Raw genomic sequence first — 26,973 nt, 5'->3', positions numbered from 1 at the left:
CGTACTTTGTTAAGTAGATAATAAAATTATAATGATGCATAAAATATTAAAATCATCGATAGGAACTTTATTAACCATATTGGTATTACTTAGTTGTAATACTGATAAAAAAAAGAAAGAGTTTAAGCTACAACAAGGAGATTTATTATTTCAAAATACAGGAACAGACGAAATAGATAATGCTATAAAAGATGTAACTGCAACCTCTAAAGCTAAAAATTATTCTCATGTTGGTATTGCAATGCAAGAAGATGATAAATGGTTTGTGGTAGAAGCAATTCCGAAAATAGGAATTAGCAAAACACCGATAACTGAATTCTTGAATCGAAATAAAAATAAGCAAGACAAATCTCAAACTACAGTTGCAAGATTAGATAGTATGTATCAGCCTTATATTTCTAAAGCAATTAATTACGGAATCGAAAGAATTGGAATACCTTATGATGCAGTTTTTTTATGGGATGATACTTCTTATTACTGTTCTGAATTAGTTTACAAAATGTTTTCTTCTCAAAATTTGTCAAAAGAAGATTTGCCTTTTCTTACACATCCTATGACGTTTAATGATAAATCAGGTAAACCAATGGCAAGTTGGGTAAAGTATTATGAAGTAAGAAATCAACCAATACCAGAAGGAATTGAAGGTACAAATCCCAATTTAATGGCAAGTAGTTCTAAAATTACATTTGTACACGATTATGAAAAAGAATAAAAGGATTGTTTTAATTTAAATCTACAAACATGAAAGTTACACCAGAAAAAAATGAAAAAGTAGCCAATATGGTTTTCGCATCTATTTATCCGCTTTATTGGAATAGATTGGAAAAAAACGGACGAACGAAAGAAGAATTTCATCAGGTTTTAGAATGGTTAACTGGTTTTAATGAAGAAAAACTACAATCTTTAATCGAAGAAAAAGTAACCTTTAGAACTTTTTTTGAACAAGCAGAAATGACTCCGAATGCACATTTAATAAAAGGAGTTGTTTGTGGTTATAGAATTGAAGAAATTGAAGACGAATTTGAAGTCTATAAAAAATGTAGACAAATGGAAAAGTTAATAGATGAACTTGCTAAAGGAAGAAAAATAGAGAAAATTTTACGTTCTTAATGAAATTATAAGAGATTGTTATTTTTGCATAGAGCAAAAAAGAAAATTAAATTGGTTATGTTAGAATTTATTAAATATTTGTCACCTGTTGCACTATTAGGACTAACTTGGGCTGTTGTACAGTATTATCAAAAAAGAAAACATAGTTTAAAGGATAAAAAAAATGATGAAAAGAAAAAAGTATTCAAGAATATAAACTCAGTAATTATTGAAATAGACTTCAACTTAATTAGATTTATATCTGATCTTAAAATACTAATATTAAATGGTGATAAGTCCTTAAATGATATTTCAAAGTCATTTCAAACTTTAAATAAAAACATTAAAGTTATTGAAAATCAAATATATAAAATTGATGGTGATAATGGATTGACAACTGATGAAATTAAGGACTTAAAACTGAAATTTGAAGATTATAATAGGAAACACGTTAGACTTATAGAAAATAGAGAGTTATTAGTAAATAAAGTTAAAAAAGAAACTAATACTCTTTTTGATAAATTTATTTTAAGTACTGAAGAAAAAATTAAAGAACTAAATAAGATTTCAACTCTTGGTTTTTTAATATCAGAAAAATTAGAAGGAAAAATTTCTTCCTTAACATATCAATTTAATTTTTTAAGAGAATCATTTAAAACAGATAGTAATATTGATGTAAATGGTATGTTAAATCTTAATATTCGAGATGATTTTAATAAAATATTTGAAATTTTACGTGACCTAAAAAAAATGATGAATAAAGATATTATTTAATTTAGATTTCTTTTCAAAATAGGAATTTTAATTATTTACCTTGCAATAAAAAGCTACAATGCCAAAAAACCCAGAGTTAGAACTTGCTTTACAATTTATAAAAAAGACAGACCGTAATTTATTTATTACCGGAAAAGCAGGAACTGGAAAAACTACATTTTTACATAAAATAAAATCAGATTCTCTTAAGCGAATGGTAATTGTTGCGCCAACAGGTGTTGCTGCAATAAATGCAAAAGGTGTTACTATTCATTCTTTTTTTCAAATGCCATTTGGTCCTATATTACCAAATCAAATAGCAAATACTAATCAACAACGTAAGTTTTCTAAAACTAAAATAGATATTATTAAGTCTTTAGATTTAGTAATTATTGATGAAATTTCTATGGTTAGAGCAGATTTGTTAGATGGTATCGATCAAGTAATGCGTCGTTATAAAAACAGAAACAAAGTATTTGGCGGTGCACAAGTTTTAATGATAGGAGATTTACAACAATTAGCACCAGTTGTTAGACCAAACGAATGGAGTTTGTTGCAACAGCATTATAATACAGTGTACTTTTTTAGTTCTAAAGCGTATCAAGAAGCAAACGTTGTTTCTATAGAATTAAAGCATATTTATCGTCAGAAAAACGAAGATTTTATTAAGATTTTAAATGAAATTAGAACCGATACTTTGTCAGATGAATCTGCTAAAATTTTAAATAAAAATTACAATCCATCTTTTTCTCCAACAAAAGACGATGGTTATATAACCTTAACAACTCATAATAATAGAGCCAATTTAATTAACAATTCAGAATTAAATAAAATAAAAAATAAGAGTTATTATTTTGATGCAGAAGTATCTGGTAAGTTTAACGAGAATTCATATCCAAATTCAGAAAAATTAGAATTAAAAATTGGTGCACAGGTAATGTTTATCAAAAATGATTCTTCGCCAGAAAAAAGATATTTTAACGGTAAAATAGGTATAGTAACAGATATTTCTAGAGAAACGGTAACAGTGCATTGTGGTGATGAATTAGATGAAATTGTTACAGAAAGAGAAAAGTGGGAAAACATCAATTACTCAATAAACGAAGAAACTAAAGAAATAAAAGAAGACATTTCGGGTTCTTTTTCTCAAATTCCGTTACGATTGGCTTGGGCAATTACAATTCATAAAAGTCAGGGTTTAACTTTCGACAAAGCAATTATCGATGCAGAAGCATCTTTTGCACACGGGCAAACCTATGTTGCCTTAAGTAGATGTACTTCTTTAGAGGGTTTGGTTTTAAAAACACCAATTACCAGCAACGCAATTATTAACGATAGAACCGTAAGTGTTTTTAATGAGAGTGTAGAAGAAAATCATCCAGACGAAACTGTTTTAAATAATTCTGAAAAGGAATTTCAATTAAATTTAATTGCAGAATTATTCGATTACCAACCATTTTTATATCCAACCACTCGATTAATCGATATTTATTACAAAAATAAAACAAGTATAAAAGGTGATGTTATCGATCATTTACAAACAATAAAAGACGATGGAGTAGTAGCTTTAATGAAAGTTTCTAACGGCTTTAAAAGGCAATTATCAGAAATATCAGAAGACAATATTCTACCAGAAAACAGCTCTCAAATTCAAGAGCGTTTTACAAAAGCTGTAAATTATTTTTTAAATCAAACCAAAAACAACATTTTAAAACCATTAAATACCATTGCATTTTCTTCGGATAATAAATCGGTAAAAACAGATTTTAAAAAGCAATTTGATGCACTTCAAGAAAAATTATTAGAAAAACTATTTGCTTTAAATAAAATGACAGAAAGCTTTAAGGTAGATAAATATTTAGAAGTTAGAGCAAAAGCAGTTTTGCAAAAATCTGCACCCACAGCAAAAAAGAAAAAAATATCAAATAGAAAAGATCCTTTGTTGGCGCTAAAATTACGTGAATTAAGAGACGAAATTAGAGTTGCAGAAAACATACCAGCATTTCAAATATTTACACAAGAAACTCTTTATGCAATTTGCGAGAGTTTACCAAGAACCGAAAAAGAGTTGCTTAATGTAAAAGGAATGGGTAAAACACGTGTTTCTAAATACGGAGAAGAAATTTTAGAAGTTATAGAAACATATTGCAAAGAAAATGGCATTAATAAGCAAAACGAGCAAAAAAGAGAAGACAAAAAACCAACCAAACAAATCACTTTAGAGTTGTTTAGATCGGGGCTTTCGGTTAAAGAAATCGCTAAAGAACGTAGTTTAACAACCAATACAATAGAAAGTCATTTGGCAAGCTATATTCCTTCTGGCGATGTCGATATTTTAGAGTTAATTCCGTTAAAAAAATATAAAAAATTAGTAGACGAGATTGAGAAAATAGAATTTAAAAGCCTAACAGAACTTAAAGAAAAAGTAGATAAATCGTTTTCTTATATGGAGTTACGAATGGTTTTAATGACAATAGAAAAATAATTTTTAATTTTTTTTGAAAGTTTTTATAAAGTTATACGTCTAAACAATTATGATAAGAAACTTCTTATCATTTCTTTTTCATAGCAATTTTCCCACTTCTTCTTAGAAGTGGGTTTTATTTTTTTTTAGAAGCTATTTCCTGCTTTCACTACTCGCTTTTTTTATTCAGAAAAAGAATAAAAAAGAGCTCAAACAAGCCGTTCAATCAGGGCTAAACTTGTTTGCTAAATTTAGTTTTTAATAGCTATTTTAAGTCTTTTAAAACCAATTGAATCGATTTGTGGCCATTCCATTCGTTTTCATCCAAAGCATAAACAATGTCAAAATCGTTTTTAACGTGTTCAATTTTATTACCCAAACCAAAACCAATTGCACCAAAAGTTTGTTTATTATCTCCCTGAAAAACATTTAATTTCAAATGACTTTTATCTGCACCAACTTGTTTACCATAACCATTATCTCTAACGCAAGTAGAAACAAATGTTGGTTTCATGTTCATTGGACCAAAAGGCGCCATTTGTTCGATAATTCTAAAAAATTTTGGAGTAATTTCAGATAATTCTATTGTGGCATCCACAGAAATTTCTGGAGTTAATAATTCTTTATTAATTGTATTTTTTACAACTTCTTCGAACTTATTTTTAAAATTCTGATAATTTTCTGGCAATAAAGTCAAACCGGCTGCATATTTATGTCCGCCAAATTGCTCTATAAATTCTTCGCATTCATGTAATGCATTGTAAACATCAAAACCTTTTACCGATCTTGCAGAAGCAGCTAATTTATCGCCACTTTTTGTAAAAACTAAAGTTGGTCTGTAATAGGTTTCTATTAATCTAGAAGCAACAATACCGATAACGCCTTTGTGCCAATCTTCTTGATAAACAACAGATGTAAAACAATTTTCTTCTTCATTATCAATAATTTGAATTAAAGCTTGATCTGTAATTTTTTTATCTAAATCTTTTCTGTCGGCATTAAAAATTTCTATCGCTGCAGCAAATTCTACTGCCGAGTCAAAGTCCATTTCTGTTAATAATTCAACAGCATAATTACCGTGTTTCATTCTTCCGGCAGCATTAATTCTTGGTGCAATTATAAAAACCACGTCTGTTATTGTAAGCGTTGTTTTTTTGGTTTGATGAATTATTGCTTTAATTCCGTTTCTTGGATTTTCATTAATAACTTGCAAGCCATAATATGCCAAAACCCTGTTTTCGCCATTCATAGGTACAATATCTGCAGCAATTGCAGTAGCAACTAAATCTAAATAAGGTATAAAATCTTCTATGTTTTGGTTTCTTTTAGAACCCAAAGCCTGTATCAATTTAAAACCAACGCCACAACCACAAAGTTCATCAAAAGGATATGTACAATCGTCTCTTTTAGCATTTAAAACCGCAACAGCTTCTGGTATTTTATCACCAGGTTTGTGATGATCGCAAATGATAAAATCTATGTTTTTTTCTGATGCATAAGCAACTTTTTCGATTGCTTTTATACCGCAATCTAAAGCTATAATTAAAGAGAAATCATTGTCATGCGCAAAATCAATTCCTATATAAGAAACCCCATAACCTTCTGCGTATCGATCTGGAATATAAGTTGCAATATTAGGATGAATAGTTTTTAAATAAGAGGCAACCAAAGAAACTGCAGTTGTACCATCAACATCATAATCACCATAAATTAAAATGTTTTCATTATTGGCAATTGCTTTTTCTATACGTTCTACTGCTAAATCCATATCCTTCATTAAAAAAGGATCGTGAATATCTTCTAAACTAGGACGAAAAAAACTTTTTGCTTGGTCAAAAGTTTCAATATTTCTTTGACAAAGTATGGTAGCAATTGTTTTATTTACTTGTAAGTCTTTTGCTAATTTTTCTACTTTTTCTTTTTCTGGATTTTGCTTTAGCGTCCATCTCATAGCAATTTTTTCTACTTTTTATAAATTATGCAAATGAATTTCTATCTCTACATCTGCAAATTGACGAAACATTTCCATAACACCGCAATACTTTGTAACCGATAAATTTACCGCTTTTTGTATTTTTTTTGGCTGTAATTCTGCATCAGAAAAATGATAATCTACTTTTACTTTATCGTAAAATTTTGGATGTTCGTCTGTTAAATTTGCTGTAACCTCAATTTTAAAATCTGCAACTTCTGCATGCATTTTAGTTAATAAAGAAACTACATCTAAACCAGAGCAACCAGCTAAAGAAGACAACATTAATGCTTTTGGTGCAAAACCAACTACGTCTCCGTTATCTTGCGATTTATCAAACATTGTAAATTTATGCCCACTTGGGTTATCAGTTTCAAATTGCGATTTCTGTGTCCAAACCGTTGTAACTGTATTTTTAATCATAAAATCTATTTTTTTAAAAATGAAGTATTAAATTGTGCTTTAATACAAATGTAAGCACAAATTAATTAAAGATATAAAAATATGGCATTAGTAACTCCTCTAGAAGCAGAGCACGATTTAGAAACAAAAAAGTTAGCAGAATTTTTTAATGAAACTTTAGGTTTTTGTCCTAATTCAGTACTAACAATGCAGCGTAGGCCTGCAATATCAAAAGCTTTTATCAATCTAAATAAAGCAGTTATGGCAAACGAAGGTAAAGTAACTTCTGCGTTAAAAAGAATGATTGCTTGGGTTTCTAGTAATGCTACTGGTTGCAGATATTGCCAAGCACATGCAATTAGAGCTGCAGAGCGTTATGGTGCAGAACAAGAGCAATTAGATAATATTTGGGAGTATAAAACGCATTCTGCTTTTTCTGATGCAGAAAGAGCAGCATTAGATTTTTCTTTAGCAGCATCAATGGTACCAAATGCTGTAGATGCAAAAATTAAAGAAGAATTATATAAATATTGGAACGAAGGAGAAATTGTAGAAATGCTAGGTGTAATTTCTTTATTTGGCTACTTAAATAGATGGAATGACTCTATGGGAACAACCCTAGAAGAAGATGCAATTGAAAGTGGCGATAAATACTTAGGAAAACATGGTTTTGAAGTTGGTAAACATGTTTAATTTTAAAATTACGTAGAAACTTTTTATATTTACAAAAAGAAAGCCTTTTCAAATAATACTGAAAAGGCTTGTTTTTTAAAATGTAAAGGTCCCCCAACCTCTTCAATTTAATTTCAAATTTAGTTAAATAAAGAAGGTTATTATTGCAAATTTCACAAAATTGCAAATTATATTTTGTAAAATTTGATAGAAGTGAATGATAGGACAGAATGAATAAGGCAGAAGAAAGATTATTTAAGTTAATTAGAGAAAACTTACCAAAAAATGTCTCTTTAATAGAAGACGTTGCTAGTGTTTTAGATATAAATTACGATGCAGCTTACAGAAGAATTAAAGGTAAAACAGCACTTACTTTAAACGAAGCGCTTGTTTTATCTAAACACTACAATTTAGATCTTAAAAATTTATCATCAGAAAATTCATCAGAAAATAAGGTGATAAGTGTAGAGAAAACCCACGGTGAAATTTCTATAGATTTCTTATACAATTATTTAAATACTTGTAATATTGAAATTCAGGCAGTACTAAATTCTAAAAAAGGAAAAATTATAAGCTGTGCAAATGACCTACCTTGTTATCATATTAATAATAGTATTTTAAAAAAATTTAGAATATATCTGCTAGTGAGTATGTTGCCAAAAAAAGAGAATGTTAAAACAATTTCTTTTGCTAATTTTAACCCTTCAGATACCATTTTAGATGCTTATGATTCTTTTGTAGAAAATTATAAAAAAGTAGCTTTAATAGAAATTTGGAACGATTTTACAATAGATAATTTAATAAACCAAATAACTTACTTTTTTGAAATTGGCTTATTAAAAGAAGATGAAGCTATAGCAATTTTAGAAGGATTGGTAAATACATTACAGCAATTAGAACAACAGGCTAAAAATGAAAAGAGAGCCGTAAACGATAATACTTTTAAATTATATTGCAATAATCTTATCTCTTTATCAGATACTATCTTTATGCAAACAGATACTTTAAAAAAAGCATTTGTGCCCTATACTAATTTAACTTATTTTAAAGTAACAGATTTAGAAACAAGTGCTCAAGTAGAAAAACATTTAAATAAACAACTGCAATATTCTACAAATATTTCTGGCGAAAGCTCTGTTGCTAGAAAAATGTTTTTTAATAAAATGTATCAAAAAATAGAAAAGAGCAAACAAAAATTAATGCTTTAATTTTTTGTAAGCTTAAATATAATAGTTTTAGATATCGAATCTATTAACTTTTTAGAACGATCGATTTCTTTAGTAATATCATTTTTATTGATAACTAAATCTGTTGTAGTTTCTATTGATTTTTGATACCAATTATTCCAAGCAGTAATAATTTCTATTTGCGTTTCTAGAGATTGATTGTTGTTTATAGCTATCTTACTTTGCTTAAGTTCTTCATTAAGTCTATTTTTTGCAGCGGTTTCAATTTCATTTATAATTGATTTTGCTGTTTTCGCATCAGCATTTAGTAAAGTATATGCGGCAATTAATGCTGTTGTTCCTACATTTTTAAGAGTCGTTTTAGAAACTTTATCAATTCTGTCATTATCTGTATGGTAAAATTGATCTGTAAAGTGCCAAAATAAAACACTCGGTATATTTTCCCTTAAAAAAGGAACGTGATCACTACCACCTTCAAAAGGATTTGTACTTACTTGCCAATTAGCAAGTTTACCTTGAGCTTTAAATTTATTTATTAAAAAGTCATTTAAATAGTGCGGTTTCATTTGGTCTAAACTCATTTTAGAACCACCCCATTCTGTGTGTTTATCATTTCCGCGTGTCCAGATAGCACTCGGATCTGGCATTTTTTCGATAAGGAAAACTCCGCCAGTTTTATCAGTATTCTCACCAACCATATCTAAAGAAATTCCCCATTTTATATTTTTTGCTCTAATAGAATCTTCTTGAACATATCTTCTTGTAGAAACAATTTCATCACCCCATAAAAAAGTTAGGGTTCTTTTAGGATTATAGCTTTTTTCTTTTATGAATTTTGCTGTTAAACTTGCCATTTCTAGAGCAACACCAACCCCGGTAGCATTATCATTGGCGCCAGGTTCTTGTATGTGCGCACTAAATACCAAACGTTCTTTAGGCCTTTCTGTACCTTTAATATCTGCTACAATTGTTAATTCTTCGGATGGATAAATTTTAGTTTCTACGTTTACATTTAAAGTTACTTTTCCTTTTTCTAAAGACTTTTTTAAGCGTTCTTTAGCTTCAAAAGAAAGTGCAATTGCCCAAGGTTTATGAACGGTATCTAAAGGAATAGATCTGAATTGAATAGAAGTTTTGTTTTTTTCTGGTTGTAAATAATCAGGATTATTATAGGTTAAAATTCCGGCTGCTTTGCCATCAATAATTGCTGTTTTAAAAATTCTATACGGACTCGTTTCTGCAAATACTATTTTACCTTTTACATCTGTTTTAGCAAGATTTTTTACATCTTTAATATACACAACATCAGCTTCAATTCCTTTTTCTGGTGTGCTATAAGAGTTTAATGCAATCATGTTTCTGTTAGTTGCATGCTCTAACAAATAAGTAGCATCTCCTTTAATTTTTACGTTAGCATTTACAGATTCCCAAGTTGATCTTTTTAAAGGTCTTTTTTCTATTCTATAGGTTAATAAATTACTTTCGGTAGCCTTTTCTTCTAAAATAAAACCTGCTTTTTCTAAGTTTTTAGCAATATTAAAAACACTTTCGTTAAAGCCGGTATTACCAACTACACGCCAATATTTTTCTACAAAAGCAGTTGTTTCGTAAGCTAAATCTCCTGTAAATTCTTTATTAATTACATCAGAATAATTATCAGTAGAAAGTATAACAACTTCACCTTCTTTTTTACAATTGATTATAAGTATTGATACTAGTAAAAAGGCAACTATTTTTTTAAGCATAACTCTAAATTTAGAAGTTATAAATGTAGTTTTTTTATTTGATAATTTTAGAAACTGTTTTTTGTAAGGTAGGGATTACATTTTTTTCAAACCAAGGATTTTTTGTTAACCAAAATCGATTTCTTGGCGAAGGATGCGGAAGCACAAAATAGCTTGGTAAATACTCTGGATAATTATCTACCGTTTCTGTAAGTGTTCTTTTTGCTTTTTCTTTTAAGTAATAATTCTGCGCATACATGCCTATTAAAATAACCAATTCTAAATTTGGCATAAAATCGAATAATTGTTGATGCCATTGCGGAGCGCATTCTTTTCTTGGAGGTTTGTCGCCAGATTTTCCTTTTCCTGGGTAACAAAAACCCATCGGAATTATGGCAAATTTTTCAACATCATAAAAATCTTTATCAGTAACATTTAACCACTTACGTAATTGTTTCCCGCTTGCATCATCCCAAGGAATTCCAGATTTGTGCACTTTTGTTCCGGGAGCTTGCCCAATAATTACAATTTTCGAATTTTTATGAGCAGTAACAACAGGATTTGCTCCTAAATCTAGATGAGGTTCGCAAATTCTGCAATTTTTTATTTCTGATAAAAGTTGTTTCACGTATATTAATCTGAATCTTTTAGCATCGACTTTAAATCGCTAGCAAAAGAAGGATATGTGAAAATAAGCTTTTTAAATTCTTTAGTCGTCATTTTTTGATGAATTGCCATCGAAAAAATATTAATGCATTCATTTGCCTCTGCGGATAATAAATGAGCACCAACAATAACTTTTGTTTTATCATTTACAATTATTTTATAAGCATACAAATCTGCATTTTCTTTTTTTGCATTGTAAAAGTGAGATGCATCACCTTTAAAAACTTTGATAGCATTATATTGCTCTTTAGCTTTTTCTTCTGTTAAGCCAACTGTTGCCAAATTAGGATTTGTAAATACGACAGAAGGTACCAGTGGATTGCTAAATTTTTTCGAATTATTTTTTAAAATATTGTTACCAACAATATAACCTTGTAAACCAGAAAGCGGTGTTAATGGCAAAGATTTGCTAGAAACATCGCCACAAGCATACACGTTTTTATTAGTATTACTTTTAAGATAATTATTTACTAAAACACCAGTATTGTCGTTTTTAATATTTGCGTTTTCTAAATCTAATAAATTTGTTGCTGGCACACGACCAGAAGTATTAAAAACTACAGTAGATTTTACCTTTTTTATCTTATTATTATGTTTAAAATGAACTCTATAGTTTTTTCGAAGTTTTTCTACGGAATCAATTTCTGCCTCAAAAATGAAATTAATACCACTTTTTTGCATTTTATCTATAAGTTTTTTAACCAAAAAAGGTTCGAATTGAGACAATGCCATTTCACCTCTATCGATAATTGTAACTTTGCAACCAAGTGTAGCCAAAAGATAAGAAAACTCCATACCAACATAACCGGCGCCGATAAAAGTTGCAGATTTTGGTAACTTTTTTAGATTGAAAAAATCATTAGATGTTTTTAAGAAATTAGCACCTTCAAAGTTTAGTTTTCTTGGTGTTAAGCCAGTTGAGATAACAAACTTATCTGCGGAAATTAATTTTCCTTCAACCAAAATTTCATTTTTACTTTTAAATTTTGGAGTTTGATGGTATAAATCGATGTCTAATTCCGTTAAATTTTCTTCGGTTTCTTTAGGAACTTTTTTTACAAAAGAATCTTTAAACTTTAAGATGTCTTTCCAACTAATCTCTGGAACTTTTTTAATACCTAAACCTTTTAAGTCTGCTGTTTTTTTTAAAATATCAGCAAACTGAAGCATTACCTTTTTAGGATCGCAACCTCTAATAGCGCAAGTGCCGCCAAAGGCTTGTTTGTCTGCAATAGCAACTTTTAGTCCGTTTTTGGCACAAATTTTAGCAGCTGTTTGTCCTGCAATTCCGCTTCCTATTACAAAAACGTCGTAATGTTTAGATTCCATAAAATTAGATTTTCATCAAAAATAAAACAGAATAAAACCTAAGTTTAATGCAATTACTAATTTTATGAACTTATTTACTTTAAAGTTAATGCCTCACTTTCGAAAGTTAAACCATCAAAACCTGTGTTCATAAAGTTTCTAATGTTTTGGTGAGAAGTACCGTTTGCATCCTCTAAAACATTTTTATAATGTTCACCAAAACAAAATAAAGTTTCTTCTTTTGTCAATTTTTGAAGTTTTGCAAAAGCAAATAATTTACAAGAACCAGCATTTTCACCTGCTTTATTTTCGATAGTTCCGTTTTTAAAAGCAGTTGGTGTAAAATTATAGTTGTCTTCTATTACTTGCATTGTGTCAGCAAATAATATAGCGCTAGGATTCGATTTTAACTTTGTCTTAAATTCTTGAATGATCATTTTTTTGTTTTTGAATGAAATAAGATTATCAAGTCAAAAATACTATAAGTAAAATCAAATTTTTAAGAATTTTCAAATAAAAACCAAATCGCTGTTATAAATATATCTACTTTAACGTTATATATATAGAATGACCAAACAAGACTTTAAACATAGCGTTTTTTCATTATCAGAATTGCTATTTCCTATGGTAAGTAGAATGTTGGGCAGTACTTCTAAAGCAGAAGATGCAATACAAGAAATAATGATAAAATTATGGCACAAGCGCAAACAGTTAAGTAAACATCCTAATATTAAGGGTTTTGTAGTCTTAACTGCTCGTAATTATTGTTTAGATTTATTAAGAAAAAAGAAAGTTTTACTAGAAGATTCTTCGGATGTTTTAAAATTAGTAAAATCTACAAATGAGCATCTAAATTTAGAATGGGAAGAGTTGAATAGCCACATAAGTACAATTTTAAAAACGATACCAGAGCAACAGAAAGAAGTATTTATAATGAGAGATTTAGATGGTTTCGATTTTGAAGAAATAGCTGCTGCATTACAAATTAAAACCTCGCATGTAAGAGTTTTACTCTCTAGAGCTAGAAAACAAATTAGTATAACCTTAGAAAAAACATACAGTTATGAAAGAGGAAAATATTAAAAACTTAGTAGAAAAATATAAGTTAGGTAATACTACTTTAGAAGAAGAAGCTTATTTGTTTGATAGTGTAAAGAATACCGAAGAAGGATTAGGAAATTGGGCAAATTTTGTAAAAACTAACAAAAAAGTTGCTCCAAATAATTTTAATGACAAACTATGGAATTCTTTTGAACCTAAAATAGCAAACAAATACAGTTTTAGATATAAATTTTTTGGAGCTGTAGCTTCTGTAGCGGTTTTAATTACGTTAGCATTTTATAGTTTTTCTAATAATAAGCAGAGCATTGAAGAAAAAGAACTTTTACTTAATGAAGCAAGAAGTATGTTTACTGATAATGAAACCATCATTTTTGAAGACGAATTGATAATTGTGTATACTAAACAAGAATAAAAACTAAATTAAAATAATAAATATCATGAAAAAAATAACCATCTTATTAGTGCTATTAATGGCGTGTAATTTTACTGTTTTAGCTCAAAATACAAATAAGAAAAACCTATATGTAAAAGTAAAAGATGATAAAAAGCCACTAATTATAGTAGACGGAAAAAAGTTTGAGTTTCCTGTTGAGTTAATAGATCAATCTCAAATAGAATCGATGCATATTTTAAAAGGAGAAAAGGCGTTAGTTGAATATAATGCGCCAAATGGAGTCATTATAATTAATACAAAGCATTATAAACCTATAGATTGGTCTGATAAAGAAAAAAAAGAGAAATTATTAACCAAAGACTCTAAAAAGGAGCCGCTAGTAATTATAGATGGTGTGGTTTCAAGTAGAAAAGTTTTAGACTCTTTAGCGCCAAGATATATTGAAAAAATGGAGGTTTTAAAAGGTGAAAAAGCTTTGAAAAAATATAATGCGCCAAATGGTGTTATATTAATTACAACGAAGAATTAAGAATCTTATTAAGCGATAATTAAAAACCTCAATAAATAATTTTTCTATTTATTGAGGTTTTTAGTTTTATTTAGATGATTTTCCTTCAACAATTACTACAATTTCTCCTTTTGGAGGTTTTTTTGTAAAATGAGCCAAAACCTCAGTTGCGGTTCCTCTTACAGTTTCTTCAAACATTTTTGTGAGTTCTCTTGAAACAGAAACTTGTCTTTCTGCTCCAAAATATTCTATAAAATGGCCTAAAGTTTTTACTAGTTTGTGTGGCGATTCGTAAAAAATCATGGTTCTTTTTTCTTCGGCTAAAAAAAGAAAACGAGTTTGTCTTCCCTTTTTTACGGGTAAAAATCCTTCGAAAACAAATTTGTCATTTGGCAATCCAGAGTTTACTAGTGCTGGTACAAAAGCTGTTGCGCCAGGTAAACACTCAACATCAATATTATTTTCTACACAAGCTCTTGTTAGTAAAAAACCAGGATCTGAAATTGCAGGTGTTCCGGCATCAGAAATTAAAGCACACGTTTCTCCTTTTTGAATTCTTTGTACAATTCCTTTTACAGACTTATGTTCATTGTGCATATGATGACTGTGCATTTGCGTCGCAATTTCAAAATGTTTTAATAATTTACCACTTGTACGTGTATCTTCTGCTAAAATAAAATCTACTTTTTTTAAAACTTTTATAGCTCTAAAAGTCATGTCTTCTAAATTACCAATTGGTGTTGGTACTAAATATAATTTACTCATTGTTTTTAATCGGTTCTTAATTATCAGTAATCAAAAAGAAAAACTAATAACAGTTTATTGTTAAATAGACTCATACGTTTCTACAGTAATATCTGCAATAACATCTCCGGTGTGTTTTATATTTAAAGGTTCAAATAAAACAACATGTACTTCTTCTTTTGCAATAGGTTTGTGTTCTACACCTTTAGGTACAATATAAAATTCTCCTTGGTTTAAAGTTACTGTTTTATCACGTAATTCGATGTCTAGAGTTCCTTTTATAACTAGAAAAAGTTCGTCTTCATTGTCGTGTTTATGAAAAACAAATTCGCCTTTTAATTTTGCCAATAATACTTGTTGTCCGTTTAATTGACCAACTTTTTTTGGAGACCATAAGTCTTGAAACAAGTTAAATTTTTCTTGAATATTTATTACGCTCATAAAGCAAATTTACAAAGAATAAGACGGATTTTGCGTTACCGATTGTAGCATTTGTTTGAGCTCTTTTGAGGTGCGAAAAAAGCGAGTGCGAAAAGCGGGCCATTTCTGATAAGAAATGAACGCCCAAAAAACTAATATTAATAGGAAATTGTTTAATTTTGCATCTTAAATTTTTAGAAATAATGTATAGAAGTAATTCTTGTGGCGAGTTAAGAGCATCGCATATAAATACAGAGGTAACCTTAGCGGGTTGGGTTCAAAAATCACGTGATAAAGGTTTTATGGTTTGGGTAGATTTACGTGATAGATACGGAATTACTCAGCTTATTTTTGATGAAGAGCGTACGCCAAAAGAAATGATGGATAAGGCAAAATCTTTAGGTAGAGAATTTGTAATACAAGTTACAGGAACGGTAATAGAACGTGAATCTAAAAATATAAACATACCAACTGGTGAGGTAGAAGTTTTAGTTTCTAAATTAGAAATTTTAAACGAAGCAAAATTACCACCATTTACAATTGAAGATAAAACGGATGGAGGAGAAGACATCCGAATGAAATATAGATACTTAGATATTCGAAGAAACCCTGTTAAAGACAGTTTAATTTTTCGTCATAAAGTAGCAATGGAAGTTCGTAAATACTTGTCTGATCAAGAATTTATAGAAGTCGAAACGCCATATTTAATAAAGTCTACGCCAGAAGGCGCAAGAGATTTTGTTGTACCTTCTAGAATGAATCAAGGACAATTTTATGCATTACCTCAATCTCCGCAGACATTTAAACAATTGTTGATGGTTGGTGGAATGGATAAATATTTTCAGATTGTAAAATGTTTTAGAGACGAAGATTTACGTGCAGACAGACAACCAGAATTTACACAAATTGACTGTGAAATGGCGTTTGTAGAACAAGAAGATATTTTAAATATTTTTGAAGGATTAACACGTCATTTACTAAAAGAAGTAAATAATGTAGAGGTAGATAAATTTCCAAGAATGTTGTATGATGATGCAATGCGTTTGTATGGAAACGACAAACCAGATATTCGTTTTGGTATGGAGTTTGGCGAGTTAAATGCTGTTACACAACACAAAGATTTTGGTGTTTTTAATTCTGCAGAATTGGTAATTGGTATTGCAGTTCCTGGCGGAAACGCATATACAAGAAAAGAAATAGATAATATTATAAAGTGGGTAAAGCGTCCGCAAGTTGGTGCTTTAGGTATGATTTACGCACGTGTAAACGAAGACGGAACATTTAAATCTTCTGTAGATAAATTTTATGATCAAGAAGATTTAGCAAAATGGGCAGAAATTACAGGTGCAAAATCAGGTGATTTAGTATGTGTATTGTCTGGAGAAACAAACAAAGTAAGAGCACAAATGTCTGCTTTAAGAATGGAGTTAGCGGAACGTTTAGGCCTAAGAGATCCTAAAGTATTTGCGCCACTTTGGGTAATCGATTTTCCATTATTAGAATTAGATGAAGAAACTGGGCATTACCACGCAATGCACCATCCATTTACTTCGCCAAAACCAGGGCAATTAGAATTGTTAGATTCTAAACCGGGAGAAGTAAAAGCAAATGCGTATGATTTAGTTTTAAACGGAAACGAAATTGGTGGAGGTTCTATTAGAATTCACGACAAGCAAATTCAAGCGACTATGTTGAAGCATTTAGGTTTTTCTGAGGAAGAAGCGAAAGCACAGTTTGGTTTCTTAATGGATGCTTTTGAATACGGAGCGCCACCTCACGGAGGTTTGGCTTTTGGTTTGGATAGATTGGTTGCTATTTTAGGCGGACAAGAAACAATTAGAGATTTTATTGCGTTTCCAAAAAATAATTCTGGTCGAGATGTAATGATAGATGCACCGGCTTTTATAGACGATGAGCAACTAACAGAATTAAGTTTGAAATTAAATATTCAAGATAAAGAATAAAATTAGAAATCCCGCTTTTGCGGGATTTTTTATTACTTTTAAGTATGATTGTAAAATTAGCAGAAACAAACATTAAAACAAAGTTTGGTGATTTTAAGGAAACCTTGTTTTACAACGGGCAAAGAGAATCTCATTCTTTGGTTATGGGTGACATAGAGGGAGAAGAAGATATTTTATGTAGAGTGCACTCTTCTTGTATTTTTGCACATCAATTTAATAGTATAGAATGTGATTGCAGAGAACAAATGGAAATTTCACAACAACTAATTCAAAAAGTGGGAAAAGGAATTGTTATTTGGTTAGAGCAAGAAGGAAAAGGAAATGGACATTATGCATTGATTAAAAGTATGGAGCATAAGAAAAATGGGATTCCGCAAGCGGAAGCTTACGAAAAAGTTGGCTTTAAAAAAGACGCAAGAGATTTTACAGTTGCAGCAGAAATTTTAGAATTTTTAAAAGTTAAGTCTGTAAAAATGTTAACTAATAATCCAAAAAAAGTAGCTACACTAACGCAACATGGAGTTGTAGTTTCTGGAACTCAAAAAACAGAGTTATAGAAATTTCACTATTTTTAAATTATGAATTTTAAGCAATTTTTTTTATCGCTATTTATTTTTACTTTATTTTTTTGTGGTTGTACTGATACGTCAAAAACAGTTGAAAATAAGTATGAAAAATATATAGGATATATCAATCCAGAAAAAGCACTTTTAAAAGAGGGGAAAACGTTATGTAATATAAATGATATTAAAACCACATATAGCGGAGCAGCACCTTATGGTTTTAAAGGAAGTAAAAAAGTATTTAGAGATTTTATTTTATCTAACTACAATGAAAAACTTTATAAAGATTCTGGTTATGTAAGTTTTCGGTTTTTAGTAAACTGTAAAGGTGAAGCTGGTTGGTTCGAAATTATTGAAATGAATTTAGATTTAGAAGAAATAGATTTAGATGATAAAATGATAAATGAGCTACTAGAATTAACCTCTAAAAAAGAAAATTGGAATCAATTAGGTTACGAGGAAGGTTTTATAGACTATTATATGTACATTTTATATAGAATTGAAAATGGAAAAATTATTGAAATATTACCTTAGTTTTTATATTCTATTAGTTGGGATTTCTTGTAAAGAAGAAGGTCTGTCAATAGAAAAGAGAAGGGTAAAAGCCGAAAAAATTTATAAAGAGGCTAGCAATTTTAAGCAAGGCAGTGTCAGTTCTATGCTTGGTATTGAGAAATCAGTAGCAATAGATCCAACTTTTGATAAAGGTGTAAGAGAGCTTTCTGTAGCATATCTCAAAAGAGGAATTCCTTTTAAATGGAAAGATCAATTAGATAAAGCTGTTGCGATTAATCCTGAAGAATGGATTGGTTATAGAGGTTATAATTATTTATGGTTTTATAGAGATTATAAAAAAGCAATTGCAGATTTTGATACAACAGACACTTTAACGCCAAATTTTATAGATTTTCCGCAAGGTCATAGTGTTGATTATTGGAGAGGAATTGCCTATTTAGGATTGAAAGATTATGAAAATTCCATTTCTTATTTTCAAAAACATATGAATAAAAAAATAAAAGATTCTGGTGAAGATTGGATTGAATTAAAAGCTTTTTTATATACTGGTATTGCCTATTATGAATCTGGTAATACAGAAAAAGCAATATTTTATTTTGATAAAGTTTTGCACTACAACAACGGAAATTATGCAGATGCAAAATATTACAAAGCGTTAATCTTAAAAGAAAAAGGCGAGGTTTTAAATGCCCAAAACTTAATTATTGATGCAATTGCTGATTTTGAAAATGGTTACATAAATAAAAGACCTTATGTAGAGTCTTTAAGACAATTGTATTTAGAAGATTATAATCAATTAAAAAAAGCCTTATAAATGAAAAATTTACTCATAATCACATTTTTTTTTACTTCTATAACACTATTTTCTCAAGAAATTACTGGGGATGAACTTTTGGAGAAAGCAATTAATTTTCACGATCCAAATGGTAATTGGTCTACCTTTTCTGGAGAATTTTTTGTAACGATGGAAACCCCAAAACGAAGTCCTAGAAAAAGTAGAATCAGAATTAATTTGCCAGAACAATACTTTTTTTTAAAAGCAGCAAAAGATACAATTATTACAGAATATGCAGTGCATAAAACAGATTGCAGTTTTGCTATTAATGGTAACACAAATCCATCCGAAGCACAAAAAAAGAAATACAGTTTAAATTGCGAACGTGCAAAATTCATGAAAAACTATTACACTTATTTGTACGGTTTGCCAATGAAGTTAAAAGATAATGGTACAATTATCGATCAAAAAGTTGCAAAGAAAACTTTTAAAGGAAAAGACTATTTGGTGTTAAAAGCAACTTACAGTAAAGAAGTAGGTAAAGATACTTGGTACTTTTATTTTGACCCTGAAACGTATGCAATGCAAGTGTATCAATTTTTTAAAGATGAGACCAAAAATGATGGTGAATACATTATACTTTCTGATTTAGAAACCGTAAATAATATTAAAATGCCAAAAGCAAGAGCTTGGTATTTTAATAAAGACAATACTTATTTAGGTACAGATTTTCTATCTACTAAAAACTAAATGCCGAACAAATATAAAATACTTAAAAAGGTTTTAATTTGGAGATATAAATATATTTCTGAAAGACAGTTTATTTATGTTTTAAGTGTTTTTGTGGGTTTTTTAGCAGGTATTGGAACCTTCATATTAAAGTATTTAACCTTTGTAATAGAAGATTTATTAGAAGGGAATTTAATAAAAGACTACCATTATTCGTTGTACTTTATCTTTCCTATAATTGGCTTGTTTTTAGTGTACTCTATTAAAAAGTTTATTATTAAAAAAGAAATTGGGCACGGTATATCTACAACATTGCATTCTATTTCTAAGAAAAACGGAATTATAGAGCGTTACAAAATGTTTGCTTCTTTAATAACAGCACCTTTAACAGTTGGTTTTGGTGGTTCTGCAGGTTTACAAGGGCCTGCGGTAAGTACTGGTGCGGCTTTGGGGTCTAATGTTGCTAGATTGTTTCATATGAATGCAAAAACCAGATTGTTGTTAATTGGTTGTGCAACTGCTGGTGCAATGTCTTCTATGTTTAAAGCGCCTGTAGCTGCTATCATTTTTGCAGTCGAAATTTTTAGTTTAGATTTAGCATTTGCATCTTTGGTTCCGTTATTGTTAGCGTCAGTTTCGGCAATAATTACCTCTTATTTTTTTGCAGGAACAGATGTTTTGTTCGGGTTTAAGTTGGTAGATGTCTTTCAAGTAAAAGATATTCCTTTTTATATTGTTTTGGCTTTCTTTACAGGAATAGCATCTGTATATTTTTCTAAAATGTATTTTGCAATAACACGTTTTTTCGAGCGATTTTCAAGTCCGTTTAAAAAATTGATTATTGGCGGTATTGCTATCGGAATTATGTTGTATTTAATTCCGCCTTTATATGGTGAAGGTTACGGTTTAATAAATAGTTTGTTAAATGGCAATACAGCAAATGCTTTAAAAGATATACCTTATAATGTAGATTTAAATAACGCTTATATGGTAGGTTTTATGTTGTTGATAATTGCCATTTTTAAAGCAATTGCAATGACAACCACATTTGCTGCTGGCGGAGTTGGAGGCATCTTTATACCAACAATATTTATGGGTTCTGTGTTGGGTAATGCAATAGCTAAAATTATCAATCAATTAGGTTTTTCTGTATCAGAATCTAATTTTACATTAATTGGTATTACAGGTTTGATGGCCGGAGTTTTACACGCTCCTTTAACCGCAATTTTCTTAATTGCAGAAATTACCGGTGGTTACGATTTATTTGTACCATTAATGTTGGTTGCTGCTATTAGTTTTGCTTTTACAAAATACTTTATTTCTAACTCTATTTACACGGTAGAGTTGGCAAAACGAGGAGAATTAATTACGCATAACAAAGACAAAAATGTTTTAATGATGATGCGAATAGATACATTAATAGAAAAAAACTTTATACCAATTACACCAGAAACTACATTTGGCGCAATGCTAAAAAATGCAGTGGCAAAATCGAAACGTAATATTTTTCCGGTTTTGGATAACGAAAAACGCTTTTTAGGAATTGTATTACTTGATGACGTTAGACCAATGATGTTCGATCAATCACAATACGAAACAACTTTTGTTTCAGATTTTATGAAATCTGCACCAGCAATAATTTTTCATAATGACTCGGTAGAAAAAGTGATGCAAAAATTTAAAGAAAGCAACGCATGGAATTTACCCGTTGTAAAAAACGAAAAATATGTTGGTTTTATCTCGAAATCGAAATTATTAACCGCGTATAGAAATAAATTAATAGAAGTTACTAATTAGTTAAAGAGATACCAAAGTAGAGTTTCTAATAATTAAATTAGTTTTAATTTCAATTGTTTTGCTTGTTAAGTGCTCTTTTGGTTTTTCAATTTCTTCAATAAGACAATCTACAGCAATTTTTCCTATTCTTTTACCAGGTTGATCTATTGTAGTTAATTGAGGTTCTACAATTGTTGAACTTAATGAGTTGCTAAAACCAATTACAGCAATTTCTTCTGGAATTTTAAAATTAAACTTTTTTAATGTCTGTATAGCACCAATTGCAGCTGCATCTGTAATAGAAAAGATAGCGTCTGGTTTTTCTTTTAATGTTATTAATTGACTTGTTAATCTTCTCCCTTTTTTCAGTGAAATATCATCGGTACTTAAAATAAGCTTCTCGTCAACAGGAATTTTATACGTTTTTAAAGCTCTTAAATATCCTTGAAAACGTTTCTCAGAATTATAAGATTGTTCAAATTCTTTAAGAATTGCAATTCTTTTTTTACCAATATTAATTAAATGTTCTACAGCATTAAACGCAGCAGCTTCTCCATCAATAATAACTTGAGAGCAGGGTACTTTATTAGAAACTTTATCAAATAAAATTAATGGTTTTTGATTTAAAGCATATAAAATTGGCTCTACATCAATAGTGTGTTTTGTTAAAGACATTAAAATACCGTCTACACCAAATTGTAGCATAGTGTTTAGCATTTCTTTTTCTTTGTCTATATCATTGTTAGATTCAGAAATAATAACTCTATAACCTTTAATTTCTGCTTGTAATAAAATTTCTTTAAGAATAGATGATGTAAAATATGAGAGAACATTTGGTACAATAACGCCTATTATATTAGTTCTATGTAGCCTAAATCCTTTTGCAAAAATGTTAGGCATGTAATTTAATTTTTTTGCAATTTTTTTTACTTTGTTAGTCGTTTCTTCACTAATATCTGGATGATTATTTAATGCTCTAGAAACTGTAGATGTAGAAATATCAAGTAATTGAGCTATTTTTTTTAATGTAGTAACTTCTTTTTTCATGCTAATTGATAAATTATTTTATAAAAATAAATAAAACAAACGTTCCCGCAATCGTTTGCGTTATTTTTTCGTAATTAAATCGTAAAAAAATAATGTATTTGTCAATAAATTTACTTCATAATTAACTAATTCTTAAAATATGAAAAAAATATTATTAACATTAACTTGCATTATTAGCATTTCTGCAATGTTTGCTCAGACGGTTGTAAAAGGGTCTGTAAAAGACAACTTGGGTAATATAATACCTAATGCCAGTGTAATAATTAAAGGAACTACTTCTGGAGGATCTTCTGATTTTGATGGGAACTTTAATTTTACAACAAAAAGTACAGGTAAACAAACCATACAAGTTTCTTATATTGGATATAAGACTTTTGAAAAATTAATAAACTTAGATGGGACAACTTTAACTGTATCTGTTGTTTTAGAAGAAGGAGGAGCGCAATTAGATGAAATTGTTCTAACAGCATCTTCTACTTTTAGATCTCAAAAAGAAACGCCAATGTCTATCAGTTCTATTAAACAGAAAGAAATTACTAAACTTTCGGCAAATAGTCAGGCAGATATTATTAGAAGTATTCCTGGTATTACTGCAGAAGGTGGTGGTGGAGAAACAGCTACAAATGTTTTTGTAAGAGGTTTGCCTTCTGGTGGTCAATATGTGTTTAATCCTTTACAATATGATGGCATGCCATTAATGAGTACTTTCGGATTAAACTCTTCTGCACATGATGTATATGCTAGACCAGATGTTGGTTTTAAAGGTGTTGAATTTGTAAGAGGTGGTGCAGCTGTTCTATATGGTGCGGGCTCTGTTGCGGGTATTATTAATTATACAAGTAAAACAGGTGATTCTAATGCAGAAAATCTAATAAATGTAGAATGGGCAGATAAAGGAAGGTTAAAAACTGATTTTTATACAGGTGGTAAATTAGGTGGCGAAGATTCTAATACATACTATGCTTTTACAGGTTTCGTAAGAAAAGATGACGGGCCAATTGAAACAGGAATGCCAACTAAAGGTGTACAATTTAGAGCGAATATTAAAAAGAAGTTAGAAAATGGTTCTTTTACAGTTCACGGACAAATGATTAATGATAACGCACAATTCTTTATGCCTTTACCTTTAGACGGTAACAGAAATAGAATTGCTGGTAATGATGGTGCAGCTGTTTCTCAGCTATTATCAGGTCAGTTAGCAAATACTTCTTTTTTAACTGCTGGTGGTGCTTATGAAAGTCCAATTGAAGATGGTGTTTCTACACAAGGTGGATATGTAATGGCAGATTTTGACTATAATTTTGCTGATGATTTAAAGTTTAAATCTAAAGTAAAATATGCAAGCTATAAACATAATTTTGCTTTGTATGTAGGTGGAAACGGAACGTACAATAATCCGTTAACTTTAGGGAATTACATCGAAAACGTTGCTCCAGGAAATTTAAGTTATACAGCGCAATATCAAGGAGGAATTGGAGCTGTTAATGCAAATGATTTAGTAGTAGAAAATTTACACGTAGATCGTTTAAGACCAATGACAGACTATTCTGGTGAAGCATCTTTAACAAAAATAATAGACTCAGATGCAGGTAGTCATAACATTACTGCGGGTGTTTACTTGGCAAGAACAGAAGCAGAAGATGTAAATTATCAATATAGAGTTTTATCAGAATTTAATAATAATCCTCGTTTGGTAAATTTAAGTTATGTAGATGCAGGTGGTAATAATGTAACATATTCAGAAGGAGGTTTATACAACAGAATAGGGATGACTTCTAACAACTTTTTATCACAATCTAAAACCGCATTTTATATAACAGACGAAATGGTTTTTGATAAATGGCGTTTTGATGCTGGTATAAGAATCGAGAGTACAAAAGGTACTTTTAGTAAAGGTAATATTGTAAGCACCACTGTTTATGATGATGCTACTTTAACTTCTGATTTGGCAAACGTACAATATGCAGATGGTAGTTTTTTAAGAGCAGATGTAGAAGCTACAGATTGGGCATTATCATTAGCAGCATTGCATAATTTAACCGATAATGTAAATTTATATGCAAACTTTTCTAGAGGATTTTTCTTTCCGCAAATTAGAGGTTTTGCACCAGTAGCAGGCATACCAAATACAAATTATGATTCAGAAAAAATTACTCAATTTGAAGTTGGAGCAAAATTAGGTACAGAAAAGTTATCTGGATCTTTAGCAACTTATTATGTAAGTTTAAAAGATAGAATTAAAATTACACAAGGTTTTGTAAATGGCTCTTTAGTAGATTTAACAAGGTCAGAACAAAGTACATCTACTTTAGGTTTAGAGGCAAATTGGTCTTATAAATTAACTGAAAATTTCGATTTTAGAGGTTCTGCAACATATCAAAACCATGAAATTACTAAAAATACAGACGAAGATTTAGTTGCTGGTGGTTCTACAGAAGTAAACGTGGGTAACGAACTGGCAAGACAACCAAATTTTTTAACGAGTATGGGATTGCATTTTGACAATAGTAGTTTTGATGGTCAGTTTACTTTAAATCATACAGGAAGTAAGTTTACAGCAGACAACAATAATGTAGAGTTAGACGCCATAAACATATTTAGAATAGGAGCTGGTTATACTTTTAGTTTAAATAATGATAAAGATAGAAATGAAGATTTAAGAATAGGTTTTTCTGTATTTAATTTATTCGATGATTCTGGTGTAACAGAAGGAGATCCAAGAAATATAAACCAAGCAGGTGATGCAGAATTTTTCTTTGGTAGACCAATTTTACCTAGAAGAATGTTTTTAACAGCAACTTTTAACTTTTAACTTTTAACCCATTAGTTATTAATTAGATTTCTCACTGCTTAATAAAGTAGTTAAGCAGTGAGTTTTAATTAGAAAAAACAATTCAATACAGTTTAAAAATGAATAACTTACAAGAAAAAGCAAAAGAAATTTTAAACAATAACTGGAAAGGAGAATTTAGTATTCCTTGTGCCAATTTATACCCTTTTCAATGGAAATGGGATTCTGGCTTTATAGCCATTGGTTTGGCGCATTTTAATATGCAAAATGCAGAAAAAGAAATAGAAACATTGTTAGATGCTCAGTGGGAAAACGGATTTATTCCACATATTGTTTTTCATACAGAGAATGATAGTTATTTCCCTGGAGCTAGTTTTCATAGGTCAGATTTACATCCTTTGGCATCAAAAAAATACAAATCAACAGGAATGACACAGCCACCGGTAACAGGTTTTGTGTTAGAAGATATGTATAAAATCAGCAAGGATAAATCACAAACTTTACAATATTTAGAAACTGTAATTGATAAAGTATATTTTAATCACGAGTATTTTTACAACAACAGAGATCCTAAAAATGAAGGTTTAGTTTATATTTATCATAATTGGGAATCTGGTACAGATAATTCTCCTATTTGGGATGATATTTGGGCAACTATGAATCCGCCAGAATATACTTTTGAAAGAAGAGATACAACACACGTAGATGCTTCAGAAAGACCATCAAAAAGAGAATATGATCATTATTTGCATATTATAGAAATTGCAAAAGCTAATAATTATAGTGATGAAAAAATAGCAGAATTATCGCCTTTTTTAGTACAAGATCCTTTGTTTAACGCAATGCTTATAAAATCGAACGAAAGTTTAATTAAATTATATCAAGAAATTGGTGGTAATGCAGATAAAATTGATCAACTTAAAAAATGGCAAGCACAAAGTATAAAATCATTTAACGAAAAATTATATGATGACGAATTAGGAGCTTACATTCATTACGATTTAAGAAATGAAAAACCATTAAGGTATTTAACATCATCTTCTTTTGCACCATTATTTGCAAATATTCCATCGCAAGAAAGAGCAGACAAAATGGTAAAAGTGATGTTAGAAAAATTTGGAGGAGAACATCAATATTTATGTGCTTCTTTCGATCCAGATAGCGATCGTTTTAATCCTAAAAAATATTGGAGAGGACCAGTTTGGGTAAATTTAAATTGGATGCTTTTCTACGGATTAAAAAATTATGGTTACAATGATATTTCAGAACGAGTAAAACAAGATACCATTAGTATTGTAGAAAAAAATGGTTTTTATGAGTATTTTGATTCTAGAAAAGAAATGCATATTGACGGTAAAGCTGGTTATGGTGGTGGAGATTTTTCGTGGAGTGCAGCTTTATTATTAGATATGTTAAATAATTAAACAATACTTTTAACCAAGCACAA

26 protein-coding genes are annotated in these 26,973 nt (G+C 29.7%); 17 read left to right on the top strand and 9 right to left on the bottom strand.

Features of this window, described 5'->3' with window-relative positions:
- The first annotated feature begins 31 nt into the window (after window positions 1-31).
- From WG950_RS07785 to WG950_RS07770, 4 genes are read left to right on the top strand one after another with little or no spacing between them, the layout of a single operon-like run.
- Window positions 32-712, top strand: a complete 681-nt coding sequence (locus WG950_RS07785) for a YiiX/YebB-like N1pC/P60 family cysteine hydrolase (protein WP_340931463.1) — start codon at window positions 32-34, stop codon at window positions 710-712.
- A 29-nt stretch (window positions 713-741) separates the two neighbouring features.
- A complete protein-coding gene (locus tag WG950_RS07780) occupies window positions 742-1,110 on the top strand; it encodes a DUF2200 domain-containing protein (RefSeq protein WP_340931461.1) in 369 nt (122 codons plus the stop codon).
- Window positions 1,111-1,167: 57 nt separating this feature from the next.
- Window positions 1,168-1,863, top strand: coding sequence for a hypothetical protein (locus WG950_RS07775; protein WP_340931459.1), 696 nt, complete (start codon window positions 1,168-1,170; stop codon window positions 1,861-1,863).
- 58 nt (window positions 1,864-1,921) lie between these two features.
- Entirely contained in the window at window positions 1,922-4,327 is a 2,406-nt protein-coding gene (locus WG950_RS07770; protein WP_340931457.1) for a helix-turn-helix domain-containing protein, read from the top strand.
- Window positions 4,328-4,571: 244 nt separating this feature from the next.
- On the opposite strand, the gene recJ is transcribed toward WG950_RS07770, so the two are convergent.
- Together recJ and WG950_RS07760 are read right to left on the bottom strand one after the other, a co-directional pair.
- Window positions 4,572-6,257 (bottom strand): single-stranded-DNA-specific exonuclease RecJ, encoded by a 1,686-nt coding sequence (gene recJ / locus WG950_RS07765; RefSeq protein WP_340931455.1) that lies wholly within the window; start codon window positions 6,255-6,257, stop codon window positions 4,572-4,574.
- Between the two features lie 18 nt (window positions 6,258-6,275).
- Window positions 6,276-6,701, bottom strand: coding sequence for an OsmC family protein (locus tag WG950_RS07760; protein ID WP_340931453.1), 426 nt, complete (start codon window positions 6,699-6,701; stop codon window positions 6,276-6,278).
- Window positions 6,702-6,782: 81 nt separating this feature from the next.
- On the opposite strand from WG950_RS07760, the gene WG950_RS07755 reads away from it, so the two are divergent.
- A complete protein-coding gene (locus WG950_RS07755) occupies window positions 6,783-7,373 on the top strand; it encodes a carboxymuconolactone decarboxylase family protein (protein WP_340931450.1) in 591 nt (196 codons plus the stop codon).
- A 209-nt stretch (window positions 7,374-7,582) separates the two neighbouring features.
- Window positions 7,583-8,560 (top strand): hypothetical protein, encoded by a 978-nt coding sequence (locus tag WG950_RS07750; RefSeq protein WP_340931447.1) that lies wholly within the window; start codon window positions 7,583-7,585, stop codon window positions 8,558-8,560.
- Here WG950_RS07750 and WG950_RS07745 read toward each other — a convergent pair.
- From WG950_RS07745 to WG950_RS07730, 4 genes are all read right to left on the bottom strand, one after another.
- The gene (locus WG950_RS07745) at window positions 8,557-10,284 is read right to left on the bottom strand and encodes a M28 family peptidase (RefSeq protein WP_340931446.1); all 1,728 of its coding nucleotides are present in this window, start codon (window positions 10,282-10,284) and stop codon (window positions 8,557-8,559) included. The genes WG950_RS07750 and WG950_RS07745 overlap by 4 nt on opposite strands.
- Before the next feature lie 34 nt (window positions 10,285-10,318).
- A complete protein-coding gene (locus tag WG950_RS07740; RefSeq protein ID WP_340931445.1) occupies window positions 10,319-10,891 on the bottom strand; it encodes a uracil-DNA glycosylase family protein in 573 nt (190 codons plus the stop codon).
- Window positions 10,892-10,896: 5 nt separating this feature from the next.
- Window positions 10,897-12,258 (bottom strand): NAD(P)/FAD-dependent oxidoreductase, encoded by a 1,362-nt coding sequence (locus WG950_RS07735; RefSeq protein ID WP_340931443.1) that lies wholly within the window; start codon window positions 12,256-12,258, stop codon window positions 10,897-10,899.
- 74 nt (window positions 12,259-12,332) lie between these two features.
- Window positions 12,333-12,674 carry a HopJ type III effector protein gene (locus tag WG950_RS07730; protein WP_340931442.1) on the bottom strand — a complete coding sequence of 114 codons (342 nt, stop codon included), beginning with the start codon at window positions 12,672-12,674 and terminating at the stop codon, window positions 12,333-12,335.
- A gap of 130 nt (window positions 12,675-12,804) precedes the next feature.
- Between WG950_RS07730 and WG950_RS07725 the strand changes: the two genes are divergently transcribed.
- Genes WG950_RS07725 through WG950_RS07715 form a run of 3 tightly spaced genes read left to right on the top strand, consistent with a single transcriptional unit; the run spans window position 12,805 to window position 14,222 of the window.
- Window positions 12,805-13,320 carry an RNA polymerase sigma factor gene (locus tag WG950_RS07725; protein ID WP_340931440.1) on the top strand — a complete coding sequence of 172 codons (516 nt, stop codon included), beginning with the start codon at window positions 12,805-12,807 and terminating at the stop codon, window positions 13,318-13,320.
- Entirely contained in the window at window positions 13,301-13,711 is a 411-nt protein-coding gene (locus WG950_RS07720; RefSeq protein WP_340931439.1) for a hypothetical protein, read from the top strand. Before WG950_RS07725 ends, WG950_RS07720 begins: the two co-directional genes overlap by 20 nt.
- Before the next feature lie 25 nt (window positions 13,712-13,736).
- On the top strand, window positions 13,737-14,222 hold the full coding sequence (locus WG950_RS07715) for a hypothetical protein (protein WP_340931437.1): 486 nt from the start codon (window positions 13,737-13,739) through the stop codon (window positions 14,220-14,222).
- Window positions 14,223-14,288: 66 nt separating this feature from the next.
- Here the strand turns inward: WG950_RS07715 and rsmI are convergent, their stop codons facing one another.
- Both rsmI and WG950_RS07705 read right to left on the bottom strand, forming a co-directional pair.
- The gene (gene rsmI / locus WG950_RS07710) at window positions 14,289-14,966 is read right to left on the bottom strand and encodes a 16S rRNA (cytidine(1402)-2'-O)-methyltransferase (protein WP_340931436.1); all 678 of its coding nucleotides are present in this window, start codon (window positions 14,964-14,966) and stop codon (window positions 14,289-14,291) included.
- A gap of 60 nt (window positions 14,967-15,026) precedes the next feature.
- On the bottom strand, window positions 15,027-15,386 hold the full coding sequence (locus WG950_RS07705) for a cupin domain-containing protein (RefSeq protein WP_079738021.1): 360 nt from the start codon (window positions 15,384-15,386) through the stop codon (window positions 15,027-15,029).
- Between the two features lie 182 nt (window positions 15,387-15,568).
- Here WG950_RS07705 and aspS point away from each other — a divergent pair, with 182 nt between their 5' ends.
- The 6 genes from aspS to WG950_RS07675 are packed head-to-tail and all read left to right on the top strand — an operon-like array spanning window position 15,569 to window position 21,709.
- Window positions 15,569-17,329, top strand: a complete 1,761-nt coding sequence (gene aspS, locus WG950_RS07700; RefSeq protein WP_340931434.1) for an aspartate--tRNA ligase — start codon at window positions 15,569-15,571, stop codon at window positions 17,327-17,329.
- Between the two features lie 44 nt (window positions 17,330-17,373).
- Window positions 17,374-17,886 (top strand): GTP cyclohydrolase, encoded by a 513-nt coding sequence (locus tag WG950_RS07695; RefSeq protein WP_340931432.1) that lies wholly within the window; start codon window positions 17,374-17,376, stop codon window positions 17,884-17,886.
- Between the two features lie 21 nt (window positions 17,887-17,907).
- Entirely contained in the window at window positions 17,908-18,426 is a 519-nt protein-coding gene (locus tag WG950_RS07690; protein WP_340931430.1) for a hypothetical protein, read from the top strand.
- Window positions 18,398-19,222 carry a tetratricopeptide repeat protein gene (locus tag WG950_RS07685; protein ID WP_340931428.1) on the top strand — a complete coding sequence of 275 codons (825 nt, stop codon included), beginning with the start codon at window positions 18,398-18,400 and terminating at the stop codon, window positions 19,220-19,222. The genes WG950_RS07690 and WG950_RS07685 overlap by 29 nt, the downstream gene beginning before the upstream one ends.
- On the top strand, window positions 19,223-19,933 hold the full coding sequence (locus WG950_RS07680; RefSeq protein ID WP_340931426.1) for a DUF6503 family protein: 711 nt from the start codon (window positions 19,223-19,225) through the stop codon (window positions 19,931-19,933). It abuts the gene before it with no gap.
- Window positions 19,934-21,709 (top strand): chloride channel protein, encoded by a 1,776-nt coding sequence (locus tag WG950_RS07675; protein WP_340931425.1) that lies wholly within the window; start codon window positions 19,934-19,936, stop codon window positions 21,707-21,709.
- Here WG950_RS07675 and WG950_RS07670 read toward each other — a convergent pair whose 3' ends face one another.
- Entirely contained in the window at window positions 21,710-22,735 is a 1,026-nt protein-coding gene (locus tag WG950_RS07670; RefSeq protein WP_340931423.1) for a LacI family DNA-binding transcriptional regulator, read from the bottom strand.
- Between the two features lie 139 nt (window positions 22,736-22,874).
- On the opposite strand from WG950_RS07670, the gene WG950_RS07665 reads away from it, so the two are divergent.
- A complete protein-coding gene (locus WG950_RS07665; RefSeq protein ID WP_340931421.1) occupies window positions 22,875-25,547 on the top strand; it encodes a TonB-dependent receptor in 2,673 nt (890 codons plus the stop codon).
- Between the two features lie 98 nt (window positions 25,548-25,645).
- The gene (locus WG950_RS07660) at window positions 25,646-26,950 is read left to right on the top strand and encodes an MGH1-like glycoside hydrolase domain-containing protein (RefSeq protein ID WP_340931419.1); all 1,305 of its coding nucleotides are present in this window, start codon (window positions 25,646-25,648) and stop codon (window positions 26,948-26,950) included.
- Window positions 26,951-26,973: the final 23 nt, after the last annotated feature.

This window comes from Polaribacter marinaquae (genome assembly GCF_038019025.1).
Classification (GTDB): Bacteria; Bacteroidota; Bacteroidia; order Flavobacteriales; family Flavobacteriaceae; genus Polaribacter; species Polaribacter marinaquae.
This window is presented reverse-complemented; position numbering and strand designations above follow the sequence as displayed.

Excerpts from the sequence above, each read along its gene's own strand:
- WG950_RS07785 (WP_340931463.1), top strand. The coding sequence starts at position 32 with ATGATGCATAAAATATTAAAATCATCGATAGGAACTTTATTAACCATA.
- WG950_RS07780 (WP_340931461.1), top strand. The coding sequence starts at position 742 with ATGAAAGTTACACCAGAAAAAAATGAAAAAGTAGCCAATATGGTTTTC.
- WG950_RS07775 (WP_340931459.1), top strand. The coding sequence starts at position 1,168 with ATGTTAGAATTTATTAAATATTTGTCACCTGTTGCACTATTAGGACTA.
- WG950_RS07770 (WP_340931457.1), top strand. The coding sequence starts at position 1,922 with ATGCCAAAAAACCCAGAGTTAGAACTTGCTTTACAATTTATAAAAAAG.
- recJ (WP_340931455.1), bottom strand. The coding sequence starts at position 6,257 with ATGAGATGGACGCTAAAGCAAAATCCAGAAAAAGAAAAAGTAGAAAAA.
- WG950_RS07760 (WP_340931453.1), bottom strand. The coding sequence starts at position 6,701 with ATGATTAAAAATACAGTTACAACGGTTTGGACACAGAAATCGCAATTT.
- WG950_RS07755 (WP_340931450.1), top strand. The coding sequence starts at position 6,783 with ATGGCATTAGTAACTCCTCTAGAAGCAGAGCACGATTTAGAAACAAAA.
- WG950_RS07750 (WP_340931447.1), top strand. The coding sequence starts at position 7,583 with ATGAATAAGGCAGAAGAAAGATTATTTAAGTTAATTAGAGAAAACTTA.
- WG950_RS07745 (WP_340931446.1), bottom strand. The coding sequence starts at position 10,284 with ATGCTTAAAAAAATAGTTGCCTTTTTACTAGTATCAATACTTATAATC.
- WG950_RS07735 (WP_340931443.1), bottom strand. The coding sequence starts at position 12,258 with ATGGAATCTAAACATTACGACGTTTTTGTAATAGGAAGCGGAATTGCA.
- WG950_RS07730 (WP_340931442.1), bottom strand. The coding sequence starts at position 12,674 with ATGATCATTCAAGAATTTAAGACAAAGTTAAAATCGAATCCTAGCGCT.
- WG950_RS07725 (WP_340931440.1), top strand. The coding sequence starts at position 12,805 with ATGACCAAACAAGACTTTAAACATAGCGTTTTTTCATTATCAGAATTG.
- WG950_RS07720 (WP_340931439.1), top strand. The coding sequence starts at position 13,301 with ATGAAAGAGGAAAATATTAAAAACTTAGTAGAAAAATATAAGTTAGGT.
- WG950_RS07715 (WP_340931437.1), top strand. The coding sequence starts at position 13,737 with ATGAAAAAAATAACCATCTTATTAGTGCTATTAATGGCGTGTAATTTT.
- rsmI (WP_340931436.1), bottom strand. The coding sequence starts at position 14,966 with ATGAGTAAATTATATTTAGTACCAACACCAATTGGTAATTTAGAAGAC.
- WG950_RS07705 (WP_079738021.1), bottom strand. The coding sequence starts at position 15,386 with ATGAGCGTAATAAATATTCAAGAAAAATTTAACTTGTTTCAAGACTTA.
- aspS (WP_340931434.1), top strand. The coding sequence starts at position 15,569 with ATGTATAGAAGTAATTCTTGTGGCGAGTTAAGAGCATCGCATATAAAT.
- WG950_RS07695 (WP_340931432.1), top strand. The coding sequence starts at position 17,374 with ATGATTGTAAAATTAGCAGAAACAAACATTAAAACAAAGTTTGGTGAT.
- WG950_RS07690 (WP_340931430.1), top strand. The coding sequence starts at position 17,908 with ATGAATTTTAAGCAATTTTTTTTATCGCTATTTATTTTTACTTTATTT.
- WG950_RS07685 (WP_340931428.1), top strand. The coding sequence starts at position 18,398 with ATGGAAAAATTATTGAAATATTACCTTAGTTTTTATATTCTATTAGTT.
- WG950_RS07680 (WP_340931426.1), top strand. The coding sequence starts at position 19,223 with ATGAAAAATTTACTCATAATCACATTTTTTTTTACTTCTATAACACTA.
- WG950_RS07675 (WP_340931425.1), top strand. The coding sequence starts at position 19,934 with ATGCCGAACAAATATAAAATACTTAAAAAGGTTTTAATTTGGAGATAT.
- WG950_RS07670 (WP_340931423.1), bottom strand. The coding sequence starts at position 22,735 with ATGAAAAAAGAAGTTACTACATTAAAAAAAATAGCTCAATTACTTGAT.
- WG950_RS07665 (WP_340931421.1), top strand. The coding sequence starts at position 22,875 with ATGAAAAAAATATTATTAACATTAACTTGCATTATTAGCATTTCTGCA.
- WG950_RS07660 (WP_340931419.1), top strand. The coding sequence starts at position 25,646 with ATGAATAACTTACAAGAAAAAGCAAAAGAAATTTTAAACAATAACTGG.